We start from the raw sequence: 16,631 nt of genomic DNA on the forward strand, positions 1-16,631 counted from the left end.
CACTATGAAAGAATTTAAATTTTTAATTAAAAAGATGGCTCGTTTGGAGCCAATCATGTTTTTACTAATCACACTTTATGGTCTATTTGTAGGGATCAAACCCTTCTTATGGATTATTTCCCCTGCCTATATCCTAAAAAACTACCAGGAAAATCCTAAAGTTTTTCCAGTATTTTTTATAGGCTTATTTTTTATTTCTTCATTAATTAGCTTTTTTGATGCCTTTGTTATGGGCAATTACAGGATGAGGATGAACCACGTCCGCTATAAGCTAATGAATATGATTACAGAGTATTCGCTCTACCTACCCTACGCTCTTAAAAAAGAAAAATCAGAATCCGAAAAAATAAGTGATGCCATGAAGGCAGTAGAATCACCTTGGGGCGGTGTTGGTGGCATTATGATGGATTTGCCAGAAATCTTTGCCCTTCTTATTTCGATTGGAGGATTTTTGTGGATTTTTGCTTCTATGGACCTTTGGGTTCTAGCCACAACAATAATCCTAACCATAATTTCATGGTTGCTTTTAAACCAAGTCCCTAAGTCATATGACAAGTACTGGGAAGAAATGAGTCCAAACTGGGATAAGTTTTCTAAGCTTAATAACGAAATGAAATCTCCCCTATCCAAGCAGGATATTTTAATCTTTGACACAGTCAGGATTTTTAAATCCTATTATGGCAAAACCAATAGGGACAGGATAATCCGCCTAGGAGATGTCAACACAAAGACTCTAAGAATTTTCACCCTGGCAAATGTATTTAACCTAATCAGGGACGGACTTATAATCTATTGGCTAATGACAGGTCTTATTGGAGGAAAGATTTCTATAGCGAATTTCTATGTATATTTTACAGCGATATTTGCCTTTATTGCCTTTAACCATCAAACTATGTGGGTTTTTTCTGATATTCGAAGAAACTTTACCATGTTTAAGCCATTTTTTAAGATTACAGATGTCTATAAGGATGAAAAACAAGAACTTTATCCAGACCAAATGGAAATAGTCCTTGACAATGTTTCTTTTAAATATCCAGGTACTGATTCTTATGTATTAGAAAATATTAATCTAAGGATAAAAGACTCTGAAACTATTGCTCTTGTAGGAGAAAATGGTGCTGGTAAGTCAACCCTTGCCTTACTTCTTGCAGGTCTGTACGAACCAACAGAAGGCACTATTTTAATAAATGGAGAAGATGTAAAAAATTCTCATATAGACTATAAAAAGCTAATTTCAGCTGTTTTCCAAGATTCAAATCTTTTGCCATTTTCCTTTAAGGAAAATATCCTTATGTCAACTAAGGATAAAAATATAGATGATATTTACAAAATGACCCACCTAGATGAAATCATTAATAAGTATGAGAAAAAAGACGACCAGACCCTACTTAGAATTTTAGACAATGATGGGGTTGATTTATCTGGTGGACAAAAGCAAAGGCTATTTTTAGCTAGAGCTATAGCAAAATCTAAGGCTAAACTATTAATTCTAGATGAGCCAACAGCCCAGCTTGATGCCCTTAATGAAAGAGAACTCTATATGCTCTATGATGATCTGACAAAAGATAAGTCTTCGATTTTTATCTCCCACAGGCTGGCATCGACTAAGTTTTGTGACAGGATAATTTATCTTAAAGATGGCGAAATACTTGCAAACGGAACTCATGATGAGCTGATGAAGACATGTGAAGATTATAAAGACCTCTATAGTCTCCAAGCAAAAAATTACAAGGAGGTCCTATGAAAAATATTAGAAAACTCTTTAGATTAATAGATACCTACCAGCCAGGATTTACTCTTAGGGTAATTATTACAAACCTTGTTCTGGGATTTTTGCCGCTTATAAATATTTTTGCTCCAAAACTAATTATTGATGAGCTTATGGGACAAAAAAGAATTTCCTACTGCCTAGGTCTTGGACTCTTGGTTATAGGCCTTGGTTTTATCAAAGAAGTAACCCATAGATGGCTAAACAATTATCTAACTCTCACCTTTGAAGATATGTCAGATAAACTTACCTTTAAGATTGCACAAAAGTCCCTAAGGCTACCCATAGAAAAGTCTGACAGTAAGGAAATCCAGGATATGATGGAACAAGCCCACTATGCGGTTTGGGAAATGTACACCCTCTATGACATAATAATCTTGGTAATATCAGCTGCTATAACTGGAATCTTAGCTTTAGGAATACTTGTAAAGCTAAATCCTGCAATAATCATCTTGCTAATTTTATTAGTTTTGATAAACAAAAAAATAGTAAGTCTAATTAAGGAAAATGAACTAAAATACCAGGAAAATAATATTTCAGATTTAAGGACATATAGATTTTTTGCAAATTTTGCGGCAGATCTTAGGTATTTTAAGGATATAGAAATCTATGAAAGCCAAGATTTAGTCCTAGAAAAAGCAGACTTCTACCAGCAAGAGATGATTGATTCTTCAACAGAATACTTCAACAAAAATGGCATCTACACTGGTATCATGAATGTAAGTGCCAATGGGTCAATTATCTTAACTTTAATTTATCTTACCTATAAATTAATCGATAAGACAATTAGCCTTGCCAACTTCACCATGTATTTCAACTCCCTAATACAGGTGATAAACGCAACCAACCTTATCCAGCAAAACTACGCCAAGGTTATTTCTGTAAATGCTCAATTAGAAGTATTTTTTAACTTCCTTGAAATGGAAGAAGGGCTTCTTGATAAGGGAGAAATCACCGATTTTGATACAAATGAGATTAGGATTAGATTTGACAATGTATCCTTTAAGTATCCAGCAAGTGAAGATTATGTCCTAAAAGACTGTTCTTTTGAAATAAAAAATGGCGAAACTCTTGCCCTTGTGGGCAAAAATGGAGCTGGTAAATCTACTATAGTAAAACTATTGTGTAAGTTTTACGAACCAACGGGAGGCACTATCTACCTAAATGATATTGATATAAGTAAGATATCGACCAAAAAATACTATGAGATCCTATCCCCTACCTTCCAAGACTTTAGGCTATTTCCATTTAGGATTAGCGAAAATATCACAAGTAAATTGAAGGAAGATATTACAGATCTTGAGTATGAAAATATGGATAAGGCCTTTGACCTTCTAAATTTATCTGATTGGATATCTAAACAAGTAGAAAAAGAAGATACCTTCCTCACCTATTTATTCTCAGACAAGTCAGTAGAGCCATCTGGAGGAATCGGTCAAAAGCTTGCCCTCGCCCGTTCAATCTTCCACCAAGGGAAATTTTTCATAATGGATGAGCCAACCAGTGCTCTAGATCCAAGGAGCGAACAGGAAATTTTTGAAAATATGCTAAAAATTTCCAAGGGTCAAACATCCCTTTTCATCTCCCACAGACTATCATCCACCAAATATGCAGACAGAATTATAGTATGTGATCAGGGCAAAATCACAGAAAATGGGACCCACGAAGAATTGATAAAAGAAGATGGTCTCTACAAAGAGATGTTTACAACGCAAGCAGAATTATATCTATAAGGAAAAAAGCTTAGGCGTAAAATCGCTTAAGCTTTTTAGATCTTTAAAATGTCATACCCTTATAGTATATAAAGGCTATAACAAAAACCAAGGATGCTATAAGATTCATTGATAAGGCAAGGAAGGATTTTTTCTTATATAATTCAAGGTCTGCCAAATCTTTCCTAGAAATATTTTGTATTGGGTATTTTTTCCTGCCTATTAAATATGCTAGCAAAAAGGCATTGCCGTTGTTTCCAGAAATATTTAAGACACCCAATAATCTAGGATGTTTAAGTCCTCTCGCTTTTGCATCAATTTGAGTCATTTTGTAGATATTGTATTGGAGGATAAAACCACCAACCACAAATACTGCCCCACTTATAACCATTATTATTAATTTTATATCCATTTCCTTCTCCTAAAATCTCTTAATAATCTCACTATAAACTAAGCCTGTTACTATTACTGCCAGAATAAATATAGCAATTAAAACTACTTTTTCCGGTAAAAATTCTGTAAAGATTGCCATAACAACCATTGCGACCAGGCCCATAATTATATAAAAAATGAGTTTTTTGTTTGATCTTACTATATCTGTTGATTCTTCCAAATGTTTCATAAAATTATCGCTTCCTTTCAAAAGTTCATCCAAGCTAATCTCATATAAATCGGATAAGGCAAGAACATTTCCTATATCAGGATAAGTTTTGTTATTCTCCCAATTTGATATGGATTGCCTAGAAACGTAAAGTTTGTCTGCTACTTCCTCTTGGGTCATTTTTTTATTTAATCTTGCTTGTTTTAATTTTTCTCCAATCTTCATCCCTACCTCCTAAAGATATCTTAGTTTATTTTTTTGTTTTCGTCTATCAATTATACTTTACATTGGCTTATTTTTATGTAAAAACTCTTTTACATAGGTCAATTTCAATATTATTTGACTGATAAGCCTATATATTAGATAATTATAGAAGGAGGATTTATGGAAGGAATTTTAGTTGGTCTAGTGACATTTTTTCTTATAGGGATTTTTCATCCCCTAGTGATAAAGGGAGAATATTATTTTGGTAAAAAGGTTAATAAATATTTTTTTCTAGCAGGACTTATCTTTACTCTTGTTTCTATTTTAATTAAGAGTCTAATACCTAGTATCTTTGCTGGAGTGATTGCTTGCTGCTGTTTTTGGTCAATAAAGGAAGTGGTAGAACAAGAGGAAAGAGTTCTTAAGGGCTGGTTTCCAGAAAATCCTAATAGAAAAAAATATTATGATGATTTGAGAAATAATTTGACAAAAGATAAATAGACCTTATAATGAAAATGAACAATGTTCATGAGGAGTTTTAATGAGTATTTCTAAAGAAAAAATCCTTATATTTTCGAGAGAAATTGTAGCAGAAGAAGGGCTAAATGCCCTTAGTATAAGAAAACTTGCAAGCAGATGCGATCTTGCTGTAGGATCAATCTACAACTATTTCCCATCGAAGGATGATTTGTTGATAGAGACTATAGAAAGTGTTTGGGAAGATATATTTAGAATCGATGATAAGAGCCTGGCTTTTGATGATTTTATAAAATATCTAGATCATGTTTTAGACCATCTTATCTCAGGTATTAAAAAGTATCCCAATTTTTTTAATATCCACTCCCTATCTTTCAAGTCAAAAAACAAGGATAAGGCTAAAAGCTCGATGGATGTCTATCTTGAAAAGCTCAAAAAAGAAATGATTTGTGCTCTTAATGAGGATAAAAAAATTAAGCAAGCTACTTTTAACGATACTTTTTCAAAGGATGACCTTATAAAATATATCCTTACCACAAGCATATGCTTTATTGTCGACAAAAATTACGATAAGGACCTATTTTTAAAGGTCATTGAAAAAATTATTTATTAAAAGACCCGCAAAAGGTGCGGGTTTTCTAAAACTCAAAAATGAACAGTGTTCAGAAAGAAGGATAATATGCAAGCTATATTTGAAAGTCTCTTTGATATTTTTTACCTAACAACTGTTACATTCCTTGGTATAAGGATGGTTAGAGAGGGAAAAGATAGGCAATATTTCTTATTTGGCCTAATGGCCCTTGTTTTAGGCCTAGGAGATGCTTTCCACCTAGTTCCCAGAGCCCTAGCCCTAAATACTACAGGCCTAGAAAACTGGACCTTTGCTCTTGGTCTTGGTAAGTTAATTACTTCTATCACGATGACCATATTTTACCTAATTTTATACTATATTTGGCGTTTGCGCTACAAGATTAAGGATAGGAAAAGCTTAACTATACTAATATGGATCTTAGCCTTATTAAGGATTAGCCTGGTCCTATGCCCAGAAAATATGTTTTTGAGTACAAATTCACCATTTGCTTGGGCTATATATAGAAATATCCCCTTTGCTATCTTAGGACTCCTTATAATAATCATTTTCTATAAGAAATCTAGAGAAGAAGGAGACCTAGCCTTTAAAAATCTCTGGTTAACCATAGTTCTAAGCTTTGGATTCTATTTGCCGGTGGTCTTATTTGAAAAAACTATACCACTTATCGGTATCTTGATGATACCAAAAACCTGCACCTATATCTGGACAATTCTTATTGGTTATTTGGCAATGAGAGGAGAAAATAATGACTAAAAAATATATTAAAACAGCCTTTGCTTACGGGATTTTTGCCTTATTTATAGGAGCCTTTTATAGGGAGTTTACAAAATTTATAGGCTTTACAGGCAGGACAAACCTAGCCCTTGCTCACGGCCACAGCCTTGTGCTTGGCTTTATAATTTTTCTTATCTTGACCCTATTTGCTAAAAACTTTGATTCTTCAGATATTAAGAAAGAAAAAAGATTTTATATCACCTATAATATAGGCCTTAGCTTAAGTCTTTTAAGTCTAGTTGCCAGGGGATTTTATCAAATTTATGACCTAAATCAAATGGCTCTTGATGCAAGTATTTCAGGTTTTGCAGGCCTAGGCCATATAATTCTTGCCCTTGCTTTTTATTTTCTTTATTCTTTTCTTAATAGTTTGGTAAAAGAATAAGTTCATTTTCTTATAATAGAGTTAATTGATATTTTGTATGGCAATCTAAATGTTTCTCAAAATAAGTGATTAATAATTAAGTCAGGGTATAATAGATATAGTATTTGGCAGTTGTCTTATGGCGGCTGCCTTTTTTAATTAGCAAAGAGAAAAGGAATAAAACACAATTAATGGAATTTAAAGAATTAAAAATATCAGAAGAAACACTAAAAGCATTAGCAGACACGGGATTTGAAAGTCCATCACCAATACAAGAACAAACCATCCCTGTCCTCCTTGAAGGTAGAGATTTGATTGGCCAAGCTCAAACAGGTACAGGCAAAACTGCAGCATTTGCTATCCCTATTGTTGAAAAAGTAGAGACAAACGGAATAACACAAGCCCTTATCCTATGCCCAACTAGGGAATTATGTATGCAAGTAACAAAAGAAATTGAAAAATTAGCTAAATATAAGAAGGATATCAAAATCTTATCTGTCTATGGCGGCACCCAAATCGTAAGACAAATAAAAGCTCTTAAGAAGGGTGTAGAAATCGTGGTCGGTACACCTGGTAGGCTAATAGACCTGATGAAAAGAAAGGTTCTTAAACTAGATAAGCTAGATATAGTAGTCCTAGATGAAGCAGATGAGATGTTTGATATGGGCTTTAGGGATGATATGAAATTTATACTTGATGCGACAAGTGAAGAAAGACAAACTTGCTTTTTTTCTGCCACCATGGGTAAGGAAATAACAGAATTTTCTAAAATCTATCAAAATAATCCTGTTTCTATCAAGATAAAAGCTGAAGAACTAACTGTTGATAGAATTGACCAATTTTATATCCCTATGAAGGAAGCTGATAAGGAAGAGACCCTAACCAGGCTACTTGAGATAAATAAGCCCCAACTTGCCATAGTATTTTGTAATACAAAAAGAAAAGTCGATAGACTTGTAGAAAATCTAAGCAAAAAATCTTATCTTGTAGATGGCCTCCATGGGGATCTAAAACAAGGCCAAAGAGACCAGGTGATGAAAAAGTTTAGGAACAATACTATCCATATCCTGGTTGCAACTGATGTAGCTGCCCGTGGCCTAGATGTAGATAATGTAGATATAGTATTTAACTATGACCTACCCCAACTAGATGAATACTACGTTCACAGGATAGGAAGGACTGCCAGGGCTGGTAAAAGTGGTGTTAGCTACTCCTTTATAGCAGGTAAGGACAGGCAAAGACTAAAGGCTATAGAAAAATATACCAAGGCCCATATAGAGGAAATGGAAATCCCAAGCCTAGCTGAGATGGGTAAAAGTCAAGAAGAAAATATTATTGAGGAAATTAGCTCTAAGCTAGAAAATTATTCTAATCAGACAAGGAACAAGCTATCTTAATAGCTCTTATGGAAAAAGGTTACGATCCCTTCATCATTGCCCAGGTCCTTCTAAGCGAAAAGCTTGGAAAATCAACCAGAAATCATCACGAAAAAATTGATGGTATTGACAATGATAAGGCAAAAAAATCTAATAAGCAAGCTAAGAGTAAGAAGGCCCATCCAAAATATAATGATGAAAATATGGCAACCTTATTTATAAATAGGGGAAAACTTGATAATTTTAATGCAAATAAAATAGTTAAAGCCCTAAACCGACTTGGACATATTCCAAATGATCAAATTGGCCAAATTAGAATTCAAAAATCTTACAGCTTTGTAGATATAGATAAAAACTTCATAGATAAGGCTATTAAAGGATTAAATAACAAAAAAATATCAGGTAAAAAAGTAAAAGTTGAAGGAGCTAAAAAATAAGAAAAGCCCTATCTTTATTGACCTTGAGTCCAAAATCCATAATATGGGTGGGCTCAGGTCAAAAAGATTTGGGCTTTTAAAATACTTATTTATTTTCTTCTCTTTTAGCCTTATTTTCTTTGGCTTTTTCTAGGAAATTTTCCTTGGCATAGGCTATGATATCATCAGATTCATACATAGCTTTGCCATCTATGACCATGCAAGGAACCTGGACTTTTCCACCTACTTCGATTAGCTTATCTTGGTTTTCATAACCGCAGTTTACATCTTCTGTATTATATGATGGAAACTTGATTATATCATTGTCTCTAAAATAATTTAAAACTTTTAAGCAATATGGGCAATCAGGTTTAAAATAAAGTTCAAAATCCCATTCTCTTACTATTTCTTTTCTCATAAAAATCCTTTCTATATACATTAACGTCTTACTTAATATATATTTACCCAAAGCTTATAAGAAAAAACTTAATAAAACTACTTCTTGTGAACCCTTTTAAGCCTGGACTCTAAAATAATTCCAAGAATTACATAGGCCATAAATTCTATAATTACTAGGATGATCTTTCTATAGGTATACATTATAACAAATTTATTTAAGATTAGGCCAAGGATGATAAAAACTATAGCTAAGCTAAAGGCACCTTTGGCCATAAAATCATTGGCAAAATACCAATTCTGCTTATTTTTCATTGATAAATCGCTCCTATAACCATATTTTTTATCTATTTCTTTGTTCTTTATCATATTTGAAATATAACCTACAAATACCAAATAAGCTGGTACTAAAAATATAGGCAAGGATTCAAAATTCATATTATCTCCTATCTTATACTTTTCATCACAAAGTCTAAACCAAGAGCCCATCCCATGGAATAGGCCAAGATGCTAGCTGGCTTACACAATAAGATTATGGCTATATATTTTTTTACACTTATATCAGTTAGGCCAGTTAGGTAACACAAAAAATCATCAGGAGCTACAGGTAAAAATATAGCAAGGGCGAAAAATCTGTCATAGGTCTTCTCTTTTAGCTTATCCTTGTGTTTATTATATGTATCTTCTCCAAAAATCCTTATTACTATGGATCTACCAAAGGTTCTGGAAATAAAAAACACAAGTATTGAACCAGCACAAATTGAGATATAATTATAAACAAAGCCCCAAAAGGCCCCAAATATAACTACTCCTGCTACACAGGTAAGGCCTCCTGGTATTATCGGGATTACTATCTGTATTATCTGAATAATCATAAATACAGCTGGACCCCAGGCTCCCTTAGATAAAATCAGTTCTCTGAAGCTTTCTAGAGAGTTAAAATAGCCCTTCTTATAAACTATAAAAGCAAGTATTAAGGCTATTATTAATAGGATTATTGATATTATATTGAATAAATTTTTTTTGATAAAAGATTTCATTTTCGCCTCTACTGTATGATGTATGTAGTGATATCATACATTAATGCTTTTTAACTGTCAAGTTCTTTTTATATAATAACACAATTATGACTTTAAAAAAAGTTATAATTTTTAAGAATTCCTTAATAATAAAATTTCAGCGTATCATCAAAAAAGAGAAAACCCGAAGATTTTCTCTTTTTAAATATTTTTTAAACTACTAGATTTAGAATTTTGCCTGGAACATAGATTACTTTTCTAAATTCCTTGCCTTCTATATAAGAATTTACATTATTTTCTTTAGATGCTAAGTCTAGAGCTTCTTCCTTACTTGCTGTTTTACTTATTGTTATCTTTCCTCTTACCTTGCCATTTACTTGGACTGGTAGGTCGATTGTATCAAAGCTTAGCTTAGATTCGTCATATTTTGGCCAGCTTGTTTGGTTAAGTTCTCCATCAAAGCCTGCCATTTGCCATAATTCCTCTGTAAGGTGAGGAGCTACTGGATTTAGTAGGGTTATATAGGTTTTAAAGTCAGCCTTGGTGATTTTTCCAAGAGCTCTCATTTCATTTAATAGACTCATTAGGGCGGCTATGGCTGTATTGAACTTAAGATTTTCAAAATCATCACTTACTTTTTTGATAGTTTGGTTAATTGATACTTCAAGCTCTTTGCTATAGTCATCCCCATCTTCTACAAGGTCGATTAAGTTAAAGACTCTTTCTAAGTATTTTCTACATCCCTTAACTCCCTCATCTGACCACTTGGCTACTGATGAGAAATCTCCCATGAACATTTCGTAGGTTCTTAGGGTATCTGCACCAAAATCTCTTATTATATCATCAGGATTTACAACATTTCCTCTTGATTTACTCATTTTTTGGCCATCATATCCTAAGATCATGCCATGGCTTGTTCTCTTTTTGTATGGTTCTTTTGTTGGCACTACACCTATATCATAAAGGAATTTGTGCCAGAATCTTGAGTAAAGAAGGTGAAGGGTAGTATGTTCCATTCCTCCGTTGTACCAATCAACTGGTGTGTAATAATCAAGTGCTTCTTTGCTTGCTATTTCTTCGTGGTTGTGTGGGTCTGCATATCTTAGATAATACCAGCTTGATCCTGCCCATTGAGGCATAGTATCTGTTTCACGTCTTGCTGGCTTTCCACAATGCGGACAGGTTGTATTTACAAAATCATCTATCTTAGCTAGTGGTGATTCACCTGTGGCTGTTGGTGTATAAGACTCTATCTCAGGGAGTCTTACTGGTAGGTCTTTTTCATCTACTGGCACCCAACCGCACTCATCACAATATACCATTGGAATTGGTTCACCCCAATATCTTTGTCTAGAAAATACCCAGTCACGAAGCTTGAAGTTTGTCTTAGCTTCTCCCAGTTTATTTTCTTCTACATATTCAATGGCTTTTTTCTTGGCTTCTGTTGCAGATAGGCCATTTAAGAAATCAGAATTTATAGCTGTTCCCTTTTCAATATCTGTTACAGGAAGCTCATCTTTTGAATCATAAACAGGAATTATTGGCATATCAAATTTCTTTGCAAATTCAAAGTCACGCTCATCGTGAGCAGGTACTGCCATTATAGCTCCTGTACCGTAAGACATTAGGACATAATCTGATACCCAAATAGGGATTTCCTTGTTATTTAGTGGATTAATTGCTGATAGTCCATCAATCATTACCCCGGTTTTATCCTTATTTAGCTCACTTCTTTCAAAGTCAGATTTTAGGCTTGCCTGGTGTTTATAATCAAGGATTTGGTCATAGTTTTTAATGTCATCCTTGTATTTTTCAAGTATTGGATGTTCTGGTGAAACTACCATATAGGTTACACCAAAGATTGTGTCTGGTCTTGTGGTATAGACTGTAAGCTTTTCATCCCTATCTTTTAGGCTAAAATTAACATCTGCCCCGTGGCTTCTTCCTATCCAATTTATTTGGCTAGCTTTTATTCTTGATTCATAGTCAACTTCAGCAAGGTCATCTATGAGCCTGTCTGCGTAAGCTGTTATCTTTAGCATCCATTGATTTTTTAGCTTATGCTCTACCTCAGCTCCACATCTTTCACACTTTCCATCTACTACCTCTTCATTGGCAAGGCCAACTAGGCATGATGGGCACCAGTTTACAGATGTTTCTGACTTGTAAGCTAGGCCTTTTTTAAACATTTGGATAAAAATCCACTGGCTCCATTTATAATAATCAGGATCTGTTGTATTTATTTCCCTGTCCCAATCAAATGAGAAGCCAATTGATCTCATTTGGTCCCTAAAGTGGTTTATGTTCTTTTCTGTAATAATTGCTGGATGGATTTTATTTTCTATAGCATAGTTTTCAGCTGGTAGGCCAAAAGCATCCCAACCCATTGGATACATTACATTTTCTCCATCTAATCTTCTCTTACGAGCTACCACATCAAGGGCAGTATAAGGACGTGGATGGCCTACGTGTAGGCCTTGGCCAGATGGATATGGAAATTCTACTAAAGGATAAAATTTCTTCTTTGATGAATCTATTTCTGATTTAAATGTTTTTTCTTCTTCCCATTTTTTTTGCCACTTTTTTTCTATGGCATTTGGATTATATTCTACCATTGTTCCCCCTAGTTGTTGTTAGCAAACGCGTTTACATATCTTGGATAAGCTATCACGTCTCTGATATTTTTCATGCCTGTTACATACATCATTGCTCTTTCAAAACCTAGTCCAAAACCTGAGTGAACTACTGTACCAAATCTTCTTAGGTCTAGGTAGTTTTGATATTCTTCTGGATTTAGGCCATTATCTTCCATAGATTTTACAAGCTCATCGTATCTTTCTTCTCTTTGAGAACCACCGATTAGCTCCCCTACTCCAGGAACAAGCATATCAAATGCTGCTACTGTCTTACCATCATCATTTCTCTTCATATAGAAGGCCTTAATGTCTTTTGGATAATCAGTTACAAATACTGGACCATTTACGATTTTTTCTGATAGGTATCTTTCGTGTTCTGTTTGAAGATCCATGCCCCATTCAACTGGGAATTCAAATTTTTCACCAGATTCTTTTAATAATTCTATAGCTTTTGTATAGGTAATTCTTGCAAATTCTGAATTTCTAAGCTTTTCTAGTCTTTCAATTAGGCCCTTGTCAATCCATTTGTTGAAAAATTCCATTTCATCCTTGGCATTTTCAAGTAAGTAGTCGATTGCATATTTTATCATATCTTCAGCAGTATCCATGCATACATTATAATCAGCAAAGGCCATTTCAGGCTCAAGCATCCAGAATTCTGCAGCATGTCTAGGTGTATTTGATACCTCAGCCCTAAAGGTAGGTCCAAAGGTATAAACATTTCCGAAAGCTAGGGCATAGTCTTCAGCCTCAAGCTGGCCTGATACTGTCATGTAAGATTTTTTGCTGAAGAAGTCTTTGTTGTAATCGACTTTTCCATCTTCTCTTCTTGGTGGATCATTAGGATCGATTGTTGTTACATTAAACATCTCACCCGCACCTTCAGCATCACTTGATGTGATAATTGGTGGGTTTACATATACAAAGTTTCTTTCTTGGAAAAATTTATGAAGTCCAAAGGCTAAAATCGATCTTGTTCTAAATACAGCTCTATATGTATTTGTTCTAGGTCTTAGGTGAGGGATTGTTCTCATAAATTCAAAGGTTTGTCTTTGCTTTTGAATTGGGAATTTCTCTGAAGATTCACCAAGAACAGTTACCCTAGCTGCTTGAATTTCATATGGATTGTTATCTTTTCCAGTTGAAACAAGCTTACCTTCTATCTTAAGACTTGCAGATAGGTGTTGTTTATCAAGTTCATCGTAATTTTCAATTTCTTTGCCCACTACTACTTGGAGGTTTTTAAAGGTTGATCCATCATTTAAATCGATAAAACCCACGTTTTTACTAAATCTAGAGTTTCTAATCCAACCTTCTATAACTACTTCACTATCAACTAAACTTTCCGCTTTCTCTAATAATTCTCTAATCTTCATTATTGCCTTCCTTAACTTTATTTAATCTTTCGATCATTTCTTTCTCATAGCCTTTTAAAATAGGCTCATAAAATTTTTCTTCAACAAAATCATCCGGCAGATAATCTTGTTTTACATAGCCACCAAAAGCATGTGGGTATAAATACTCATCCTTTATGAGATTCTTACTTCCAGCATAGTGACTATCTTTTAACTTATTTGGTACTGTACTATCTTTATTATTTCTTACAAAATCTATTGCCTTATCGATAGCAAGATAGGTCGAATTACTCTTTAGGCTTGCTGCTAGATAAACCACAGTCTGAGCCAGGATAATCCTTGCTTCTGGCATGCCAATCTTATCAATCGCTTCAAAGCAAGCGTTAGCTAGGACTAGGGCATTGGGATTTGCATTTGAAATATCTTCTGCTGCAAAAATTATCATCCTCCTTGCGATGAATTTGATATCTTCGCCAGATTCTAGCATCTTTGCCAGATAGTAAAGAGCTGCATCAATATCAGAGCCTCTCATAGACTTAATAAAGGCAGAAATCGTATCATAATGCCTGTCGCCATTTTTATCATAGACGGCAATTTTCTTGTTTATGGAATTTTCGATAGTAGCAGAGTCTATATCTATTCTACCATCTTTTTCATCTTCTGAAAATATGGCGATTTCTAAAGCATTTAATAGGGCCCTGCTATCGCCATTAGAATATCTTACAAGGGTGGAAATAGCATTATCGCTTAACCTAATATCCTTATTTTTTAATATCTCATCTTCCTTTAGGGCGAGATCTATAAGTTTTTTAAGGTCATCATCGCTTAATTCTTTAAGCTCAAATACATACATCCTTGAAATAAGAGCCTTATTTACTTCAAAATATGGATTTTCTGTAGTTGCCCCAATCAGGGTTATAGTCGAATCTTCTACAAAAGGCAAAAGGTAATCTTGCTGGCTTTTGTTAAATCTATGAATCTCATCTACAAATAGTATGGTCCTTTTATTTTCATAAGACAAATTATCCTTTGCAATTTGAACCTTTTCCTTTAAATCTCCTATGCCACTAGCTACAGCAGATACTTCCTCAAAGGCCATGTTTGTTGTATATGATATGATTTTTGCAAGAGTAGTCTTGCCTACTCCAGGTGGTCCATAAAATATACAAGAATAAATCCTATCAGCCTTGATCATTCTTCTAATAATCTTACCTTGACCAACTAAATGTTCTTGACCTATGTATTTATCAAGAGAATTTGGCCTTAACCTATCTGCAAGAGGTGCATTTTTTGAAAGTTCTCTTTGTCTGTTTAATTCAAATAAATCCATTTGCCCTCCTTAATAGAAAAAAAGGCGCTAATTACTAGCACCTTTATCATCTTTTAAATTTATAATCTCCTCATAAAATGAATCGACATCCTTAAATTCTCTATAAACAGATGCAAATCTCACATATGCTACTGGATCTAAGTCTTTTAATTCATCCATGACAAGCTGTCCAATATATGTTGAAGTTACTTCTTTTTTGCCAGTATGATTAACTTTGGTTTCAATATTTTTAGCTACTTCTTCTATTTGATCCATGCTGACAGGTCTTTTTTGGCAAGACTTGACAATGCCTGAGATTAGCTTTCTTGGGTCAAAAGCCTCTCTTGTGTTGTCTTTTTTGATAATCATGATTGTGGAATCTTCATACCTTTCGTAGGTCGAAAATCTCTTGTCACAATCTTCGCACAATCTTCTTCGTCTAATAGCCCTGTCATCATCAGTTGATCTAGAATCTAATACCCTTGTATTTTTAGAATCACAATAGGGACATCTCATATTATTTTAAGAAGTCAGGAAGCTCTAAATCATCAAATAAGTTTGATGATCTCCTTTGGCTATTTTTATTGACGTTGTTTGCGTTGTTTCTTTGAGGAGCTCTTAATTCGTCAGACGAATTTGATCTATCTGCTCTTCTAGGTCTGCCCGCATTATCAAATCCTGTAGCTATTACTGTAATCTTGATTTCTTCACCCATTGTTTCGTCAGAACCAACACCAAATATTATGTTTGCATCAGAATCTATGTGGTCTCTGATTAGCTCAGCTGCTTCATTTGCTTCCATTAAGCCTACTTCTGCAGCTGTAACGTTTAATAGTACTGCATTAGCTCCTTCTATGCTTGTTTCAAGAAGTGGTGAGTTAACAGCAGCTTTCGCAGCATCAACTGCTCTATTTTCTCCGCTTGCTCTACCAATACCCATGTGTGCCATTCCTTGATCTGCCATGATTGATTTAACATCAGCAAAATCTAGGTTAATTACGTTTGGTACTGCTATCAGTTCAGATATACCACTTACAGCGTCCATAAGTACTTGGTCTGCCATTTGGAAGGCTTCTACCATTGATGTTCTTTTTTCAACAATTTGGAGTAGTTTATCGTTTGGTATTGTTATTAGGGTATCTACATTTTCTTTTAATTTTTCAATACCTGATTCTGCTTGATTAGCTCTTTTTCTACCTTCAAATGAGAATGGTTTTGTAACTACACCTACTGTTAGGATTCCCATTTCTTTTGCTACTTGTGCTACAACTGGAGCTGCACCTGTACCTGTACCACCGCCCATTCCAGCTGTGATAAATACCATATCTGCGCCTTTTATAGCTTCTTCTATTTCACTTTTAGATTCTTCTGCTGCCTTTTCACCTACTTGTGGGTTAGCTCCTGCTCCAAGACCTCTTGTAAGCTTTTCACCTATTTGAAGTCTAATATCAGCGTTTGAACCTTGTAGAGCTTGAAGGTCAGTATTAAGTGCCATAAACTCTACACCAGATAGGCCGTTATCTCTCATCCTGCTGATGGCGTTATTTCCACCACCACCAACACCAATAACTTTTATCTTAGCTAAAGAATTGTTTTCCATATCATAATTAATGTTTGCCATAAATTCCCCCG

General features: G+C 34.4%; 18 protein-coding genes. 8 read left to right on the forward strand and 10 right to left on the reverse strand.

Translation table 11 applies throughout. The features are described from left to right. Positions 1 to 4 precede the first annotated feature (4 nt). Together ACCQ42_RS01270 and ACCQ42_RS01275 are read left to right on the forward strand one after the other, a co-directional pair. The gene (locus ACCQ42_RS01270; RefSeq protein ID WP_106460619.1) at positions 5 to 1,744 is read left to right on the forward strand and encodes an ABC transporter ATP-binding protein; all 1,740 of its coding nucleotides are present in this window, start codon (positions 5 to 7) and stop codon (positions 1,742 to 1,744) included. Beyond that, positions 1,741 to 3,501: an ABC transporter ATP-binding protein gene (locus tag ACCQ42_RS01275; protein WP_106460620.1), complete on the forward strand. Its 1,761-nt coding sequence runs from the start codon at positions 1,741 to 1,743 to the stop codon at positions 3,499 to 3,501. Before ACCQ42_RS01270 ends, ACCQ42_RS01275 begins: the two co-directional genes overlap by 4 nt. A 43-nt stretch (positions 3,502 to 3,544) precedes the next feature. On the opposite strand, the gene ACCQ42_RS01280 is transcribed toward ACCQ42_RS01275, so the two are convergent. Together ACCQ42_RS01280 and ACCQ42_RS01285 are read right to left on the reverse strand one after the other, a co-directional pair. Continuing rightward, the gene (locus ACCQ42_RS01280) at positions 3,545 to 3,892 is read right to left on the reverse strand and encodes a hypothetical protein (RefSeq protein ID WP_106460621.1); all 348 of its coding nucleotides are present in this window, start codon (positions 3,890 to 3,892) and stop codon (positions 3,545 to 3,547) included. Between the two features lie 9 nt (positions 3,893 to 3,901). Next, a complete protein-coding gene (locus ACCQ42_RS01285; protein WP_106460622.1) occupies positions 3,902 to 4,306 on the reverse strand; it encodes a helix-turn-helix domain-containing protein in 405 nt (134 codons plus the stop codon). Between the two features lie 159 nt (positions 4,307 to 4,465). Between ACCQ42_RS01285 and ACCQ42_RS01290 the strand changes: the two genes are divergently transcribed. The 6 genes from ACCQ42_RS01290 (at position 4,466) to ACCQ42_RS01315 (ending at position 8,305) form a co-directional block, all read left to right on the forward strand. Further along, positions 4,466 to 4,786 (forward strand): DUF4491 family protein, encoded by a 321-nt coding sequence (locus tag ACCQ42_RS01290; protein ID WP_106460623.1) that lies wholly within the window; start codon positions 4,466 to 4,468, stop codon positions 4,784 to 4,786. Positions 4,787 to 4,826: 40 nt separating this feature from the next. Next, positions 4,827 to 5,375: a TetR/AcrR family transcriptional regulator gene (locus ACCQ42_RS01295; protein ID WP_106460624.1), complete on the forward strand. Its 549-nt coding sequence runs from the start codon at positions 4,827 to 4,829 to the stop codon at positions 5,373 to 5,375. 66 nt (positions 5,376 to 5,441) lie between these two features. Beyond that, the gene (locus tag ACCQ42_RS01300; protein WP_106460625.1) at positions 5,442 to 6,107 is read left to right on the forward strand and encodes a hypothetical protein; all 666 of its coding nucleotides are present in this window, start codon (positions 5,442 to 5,444) and stop codon (positions 6,105 to 6,107) included. Beyond that, a complete protein-coding gene (locus tag ACCQ42_RS01305; protein ID WP_106460626.1) occupies positions 6,100 to 6,513 on the forward strand; it encodes a DUF2871 domain-containing protein in 414 nt (137 codons plus the stop codon). Before ACCQ42_RS01300 ends, ACCQ42_RS01305 begins: the two co-directional genes overlap by 8 nt. A gap of 170 nt (positions 6,514 to 6,683) precedes the next feature. Then, entirely contained in the window at positions 6,684 to 7,889 is a 1,206-nt protein-coding gene (locus ACCQ42_RS01310; RefSeq protein ID WP_410035113.1) for a DEAD/DEAH box helicase, read from the forward strand. Positions 7,890 to 7,897: 8 nt separating this feature from the next. Continuing rightward, positions 7,898 to 8,305: a DbpA RNA binding domain-containing protein gene (locus ACCQ42_RS01315; RefSeq protein WP_410035114.1), complete on the forward strand. Its 408-nt coding sequence runs from the start codon at positions 7,898 to 7,900 to the stop codon at positions 8,303 to 8,305. An 85-nt stretch (positions 8,306 to 8,390) separates the two neighbouring features. Here ACCQ42_RS01315 and ACCQ42_RS01320 read toward each other — a convergent pair whose 3' ends face one another. From ACCQ42_RS01320 to ftsZ, 8 genes are all read right to left on the reverse strand, one after another. Then, complete coding sequence (locus tag ACCQ42_RS01320; RefSeq protein WP_106461130.1) at positions 8,391 to 8,702, reverse strand: glutaredoxin family protein; 312 nt, start codon at positions 8,700 to 8,702, stop codon at positions 8,391 to 8,393. Between the two features lie 77 nt (positions 8,703 to 8,779). After that, on the reverse strand, positions 8,780 to 9,118 hold the full coding sequence (locus tag ACCQ42_RS01325; protein ID WP_106460628.1) for an SdpI family protein: 339 nt from the start codon (positions 9,116 to 9,118) through the stop codon (positions 8,780 to 8,782). Positions 9,119 to 9,126: 8 nt separating this feature from the next. Further along, positions 9,127 to 9,720: a TVP38/TMEM64 family protein gene (locus tag ACCQ42_RS01330; protein ID WP_106460629.1), complete on the reverse strand. Its 594-nt coding sequence runs from the start codon at positions 9,718 to 9,720 to the stop codon at positions 9,127 to 9,129. A 191-nt stretch (positions 9,721 to 9,911) separates the two neighbouring features. After that, positions 9,912 to 12,314 carry a leucine--tRNA ligase gene (leuS, locus tag ACCQ42_RS01335; protein WP_410035115.1) on the reverse strand — a complete coding sequence of 801 codons (2,403 nt, stop codon included), beginning with the start codon at positions 12,312 to 12,314 and terminating at the stop codon, positions 9,912 to 9,914. 8 nt (positions 12,315 to 12,322) lie between these two features. Next, on the reverse strand, positions 12,323 to 13,711 hold the full coding sequence (gene asnS, locus ACCQ42_RS01340; protein ID WP_106460631.1) for an asparagine--tRNA ligase: 1,389 nt from the start codon (positions 13,709 to 13,711) through the stop codon (positions 12,323 to 12,325). Then, entirely contained in the window at positions 13,701 to 15,020 is a 1,320-nt protein-coding gene (locus ACCQ42_RS01345) for a replication-associated recombination protein A (RefSeq protein WP_106460632.1), read from the reverse strand. The genes asnS and ACCQ42_RS01345 overlap by 11 nt, the downstream gene beginning before the upstream one ends. A gap of 27 nt (positions 15,021 to 15,047) precedes the next feature. Continuing rightward, positions 15,048 to 15,515, reverse strand: a complete 468-nt coding sequence (gene nrdR, locus ACCQ42_RS01350) for a transcriptional regulator NrdR (RefSeq protein ID WP_106460633.1) — start codon at positions 15,513 to 15,515, stop codon at positions 15,048 to 15,050. Between the two features lies 1 nt (position 15,516). Continuing rightward, a complete protein-coding gene (ftsZ, locus tag ACCQ42_RS01355; RefSeq protein ID WP_106460634.1) occupies positions 15,517 to 16,620 on the reverse strand; it encodes a cell division protein FtsZ in 1,104 nt (367 codons plus the stop codon). Positions 16,621 to 16,631: the final 11 nt, after the last annotated feature.

This window comes from Anaerococcus kampingae (assembly GCF_046365475.1).
Taxonomy (GTDB): domain Bacteria; phylum Bacillota; class Clostridia; order Tissierellales; family Peptoniphilaceae; genus Anaerococcus; species Anaerococcus kampingae.

What these genes read in the sequence shown, in the direction of transcription:
- ACCQ42_RS01280 (WP_106460621.1), bottom strand. Translation starts at nt 3,892, where the DNA reads ATGGATATAAAATTAATAATAATGGTTATAAGTGGGGCAGTATTTGTG.
- ACCQ42_RS01320 (WP_106461130.1), bottom strand. Translation starts at nt 8,702, where the DNA reads ATGAGAAAAGAAATAGTAAGAGAATGGGATTTTGAACTTTATTTTAAA.
- ACCQ42_RS01325 (WP_106460628.1), bottom strand. Translation starts at nt 9,118, where the DNA reads ATGAATTTTGAATCCTTGCCTATATTTTTAGTACCAGCTTATTTGGTA.
- leuS (WP_410035115.1), bottom strand. Translation starts at nt 12,314, where the DNA reads ATGGTAGAATATAATCCAAATGCCATAGAAAAAAAGTGGCAAAAAAAA.
- ACCQ42_RS01270 (WP_106460619.1), top strand. Translation starts at nt 5, where the DNA reads ATGAAAGAATTTAAATTTTTAATTAAAAAGATGGCTCGTTTGGAGCCA.
- ACCQ42_RS01290 (WP_106460623.1), top strand. Translation starts at nt 4,466, where the DNA reads ATGGAAGGAATTTTAGTTGGTCTAGTGACATTTTTTCTTATAGGGATT.
- ACCQ42_RS01305 (WP_106460626.1), top strand. Translation starts at nt 6,100, where the DNA reads ATGACTAAAAAATATATTAAAACAGCCTTTGCTTACGGGATTTTTGCC.
- asnS (WP_106460631.1), bottom strand. Translation starts at nt 13,711, where the DNA reads ATGAAGATTAGAGAATTATTAGAGAAAGCGGAAAGTTTAGTTGATAGT.
- ACCQ42_RS01300 (WP_106460625.1), top strand. Translation starts at nt 5,442, where the DNA reads ATGCAAGCTATATTTGAAAGTCTCTTTGATATTTTTTACCTAACAACT.
- ACCQ42_RS01295 (WP_106460624.1), top strand. Translation starts at nt 4,827, where the DNA reads ATGAGTATTTCTAAAGAAAAAATCCTTATATTTTCGAGAGAAATTGTA.
- ftsZ (WP_106460634.1), bottom strand. Translation starts at nt 16,620, where the DNA reads ATGGCAAACATTAATTATGATATGGAAAACAATTCTTTAGCTAAGATA.
- ACCQ42_RS01310 (WP_410035113.1), top strand. Translation starts at nt 6,684, where the DNA reads ATGGAATTTAAAGAATTAAAAATATCAGAAGAAACACTAAAAGCATTA.
- ACCQ42_RS01275 (WP_106460620.1), top strand. Translation starts at nt 1,741, where the DNA reads ATGAAAAATATTAGAAAACTCTTTAGATTAATAGATACCTACCAGCCA.
- ACCQ42_RS01345 (WP_106460632.1), bottom strand. Translation starts at nt 15,020, where the DNA reads ATGGATTTATTTGAATTAAACAGACAAAGAGAACTTTCAAAAAATGCA.
- ACCQ42_RS01330 (WP_106460629.1), bottom strand. Translation starts at nt 9,720, where the DNA reads ATGAAATCTTTTATCAAAAAAAATTTATTCAATATAATATCAATAATC.
- ACCQ42_RS01315 (WP_410035114.1), top strand. Translation starts at nt 7,898, where the DNA reads ATGGAAAAAGGTTACGATCCCTTCATCATTGCCCAGGTCCTTCTAAGC.
- ACCQ42_RS01285 (WP_106460622.1), bottom strand. Translation starts at nt 4,306, where the DNA reads ATGAAGATTGGAGAAAAATTAAAACAAGCAAGATTAAATAAAAAAATG.
- nrdR (WP_106460633.1), bottom strand. Translation starts at nt 15,515, where the DNA reads ATGAGATGTCCCTATTGTGATTCTAAAAATACAAGGGTATTAGATTCT.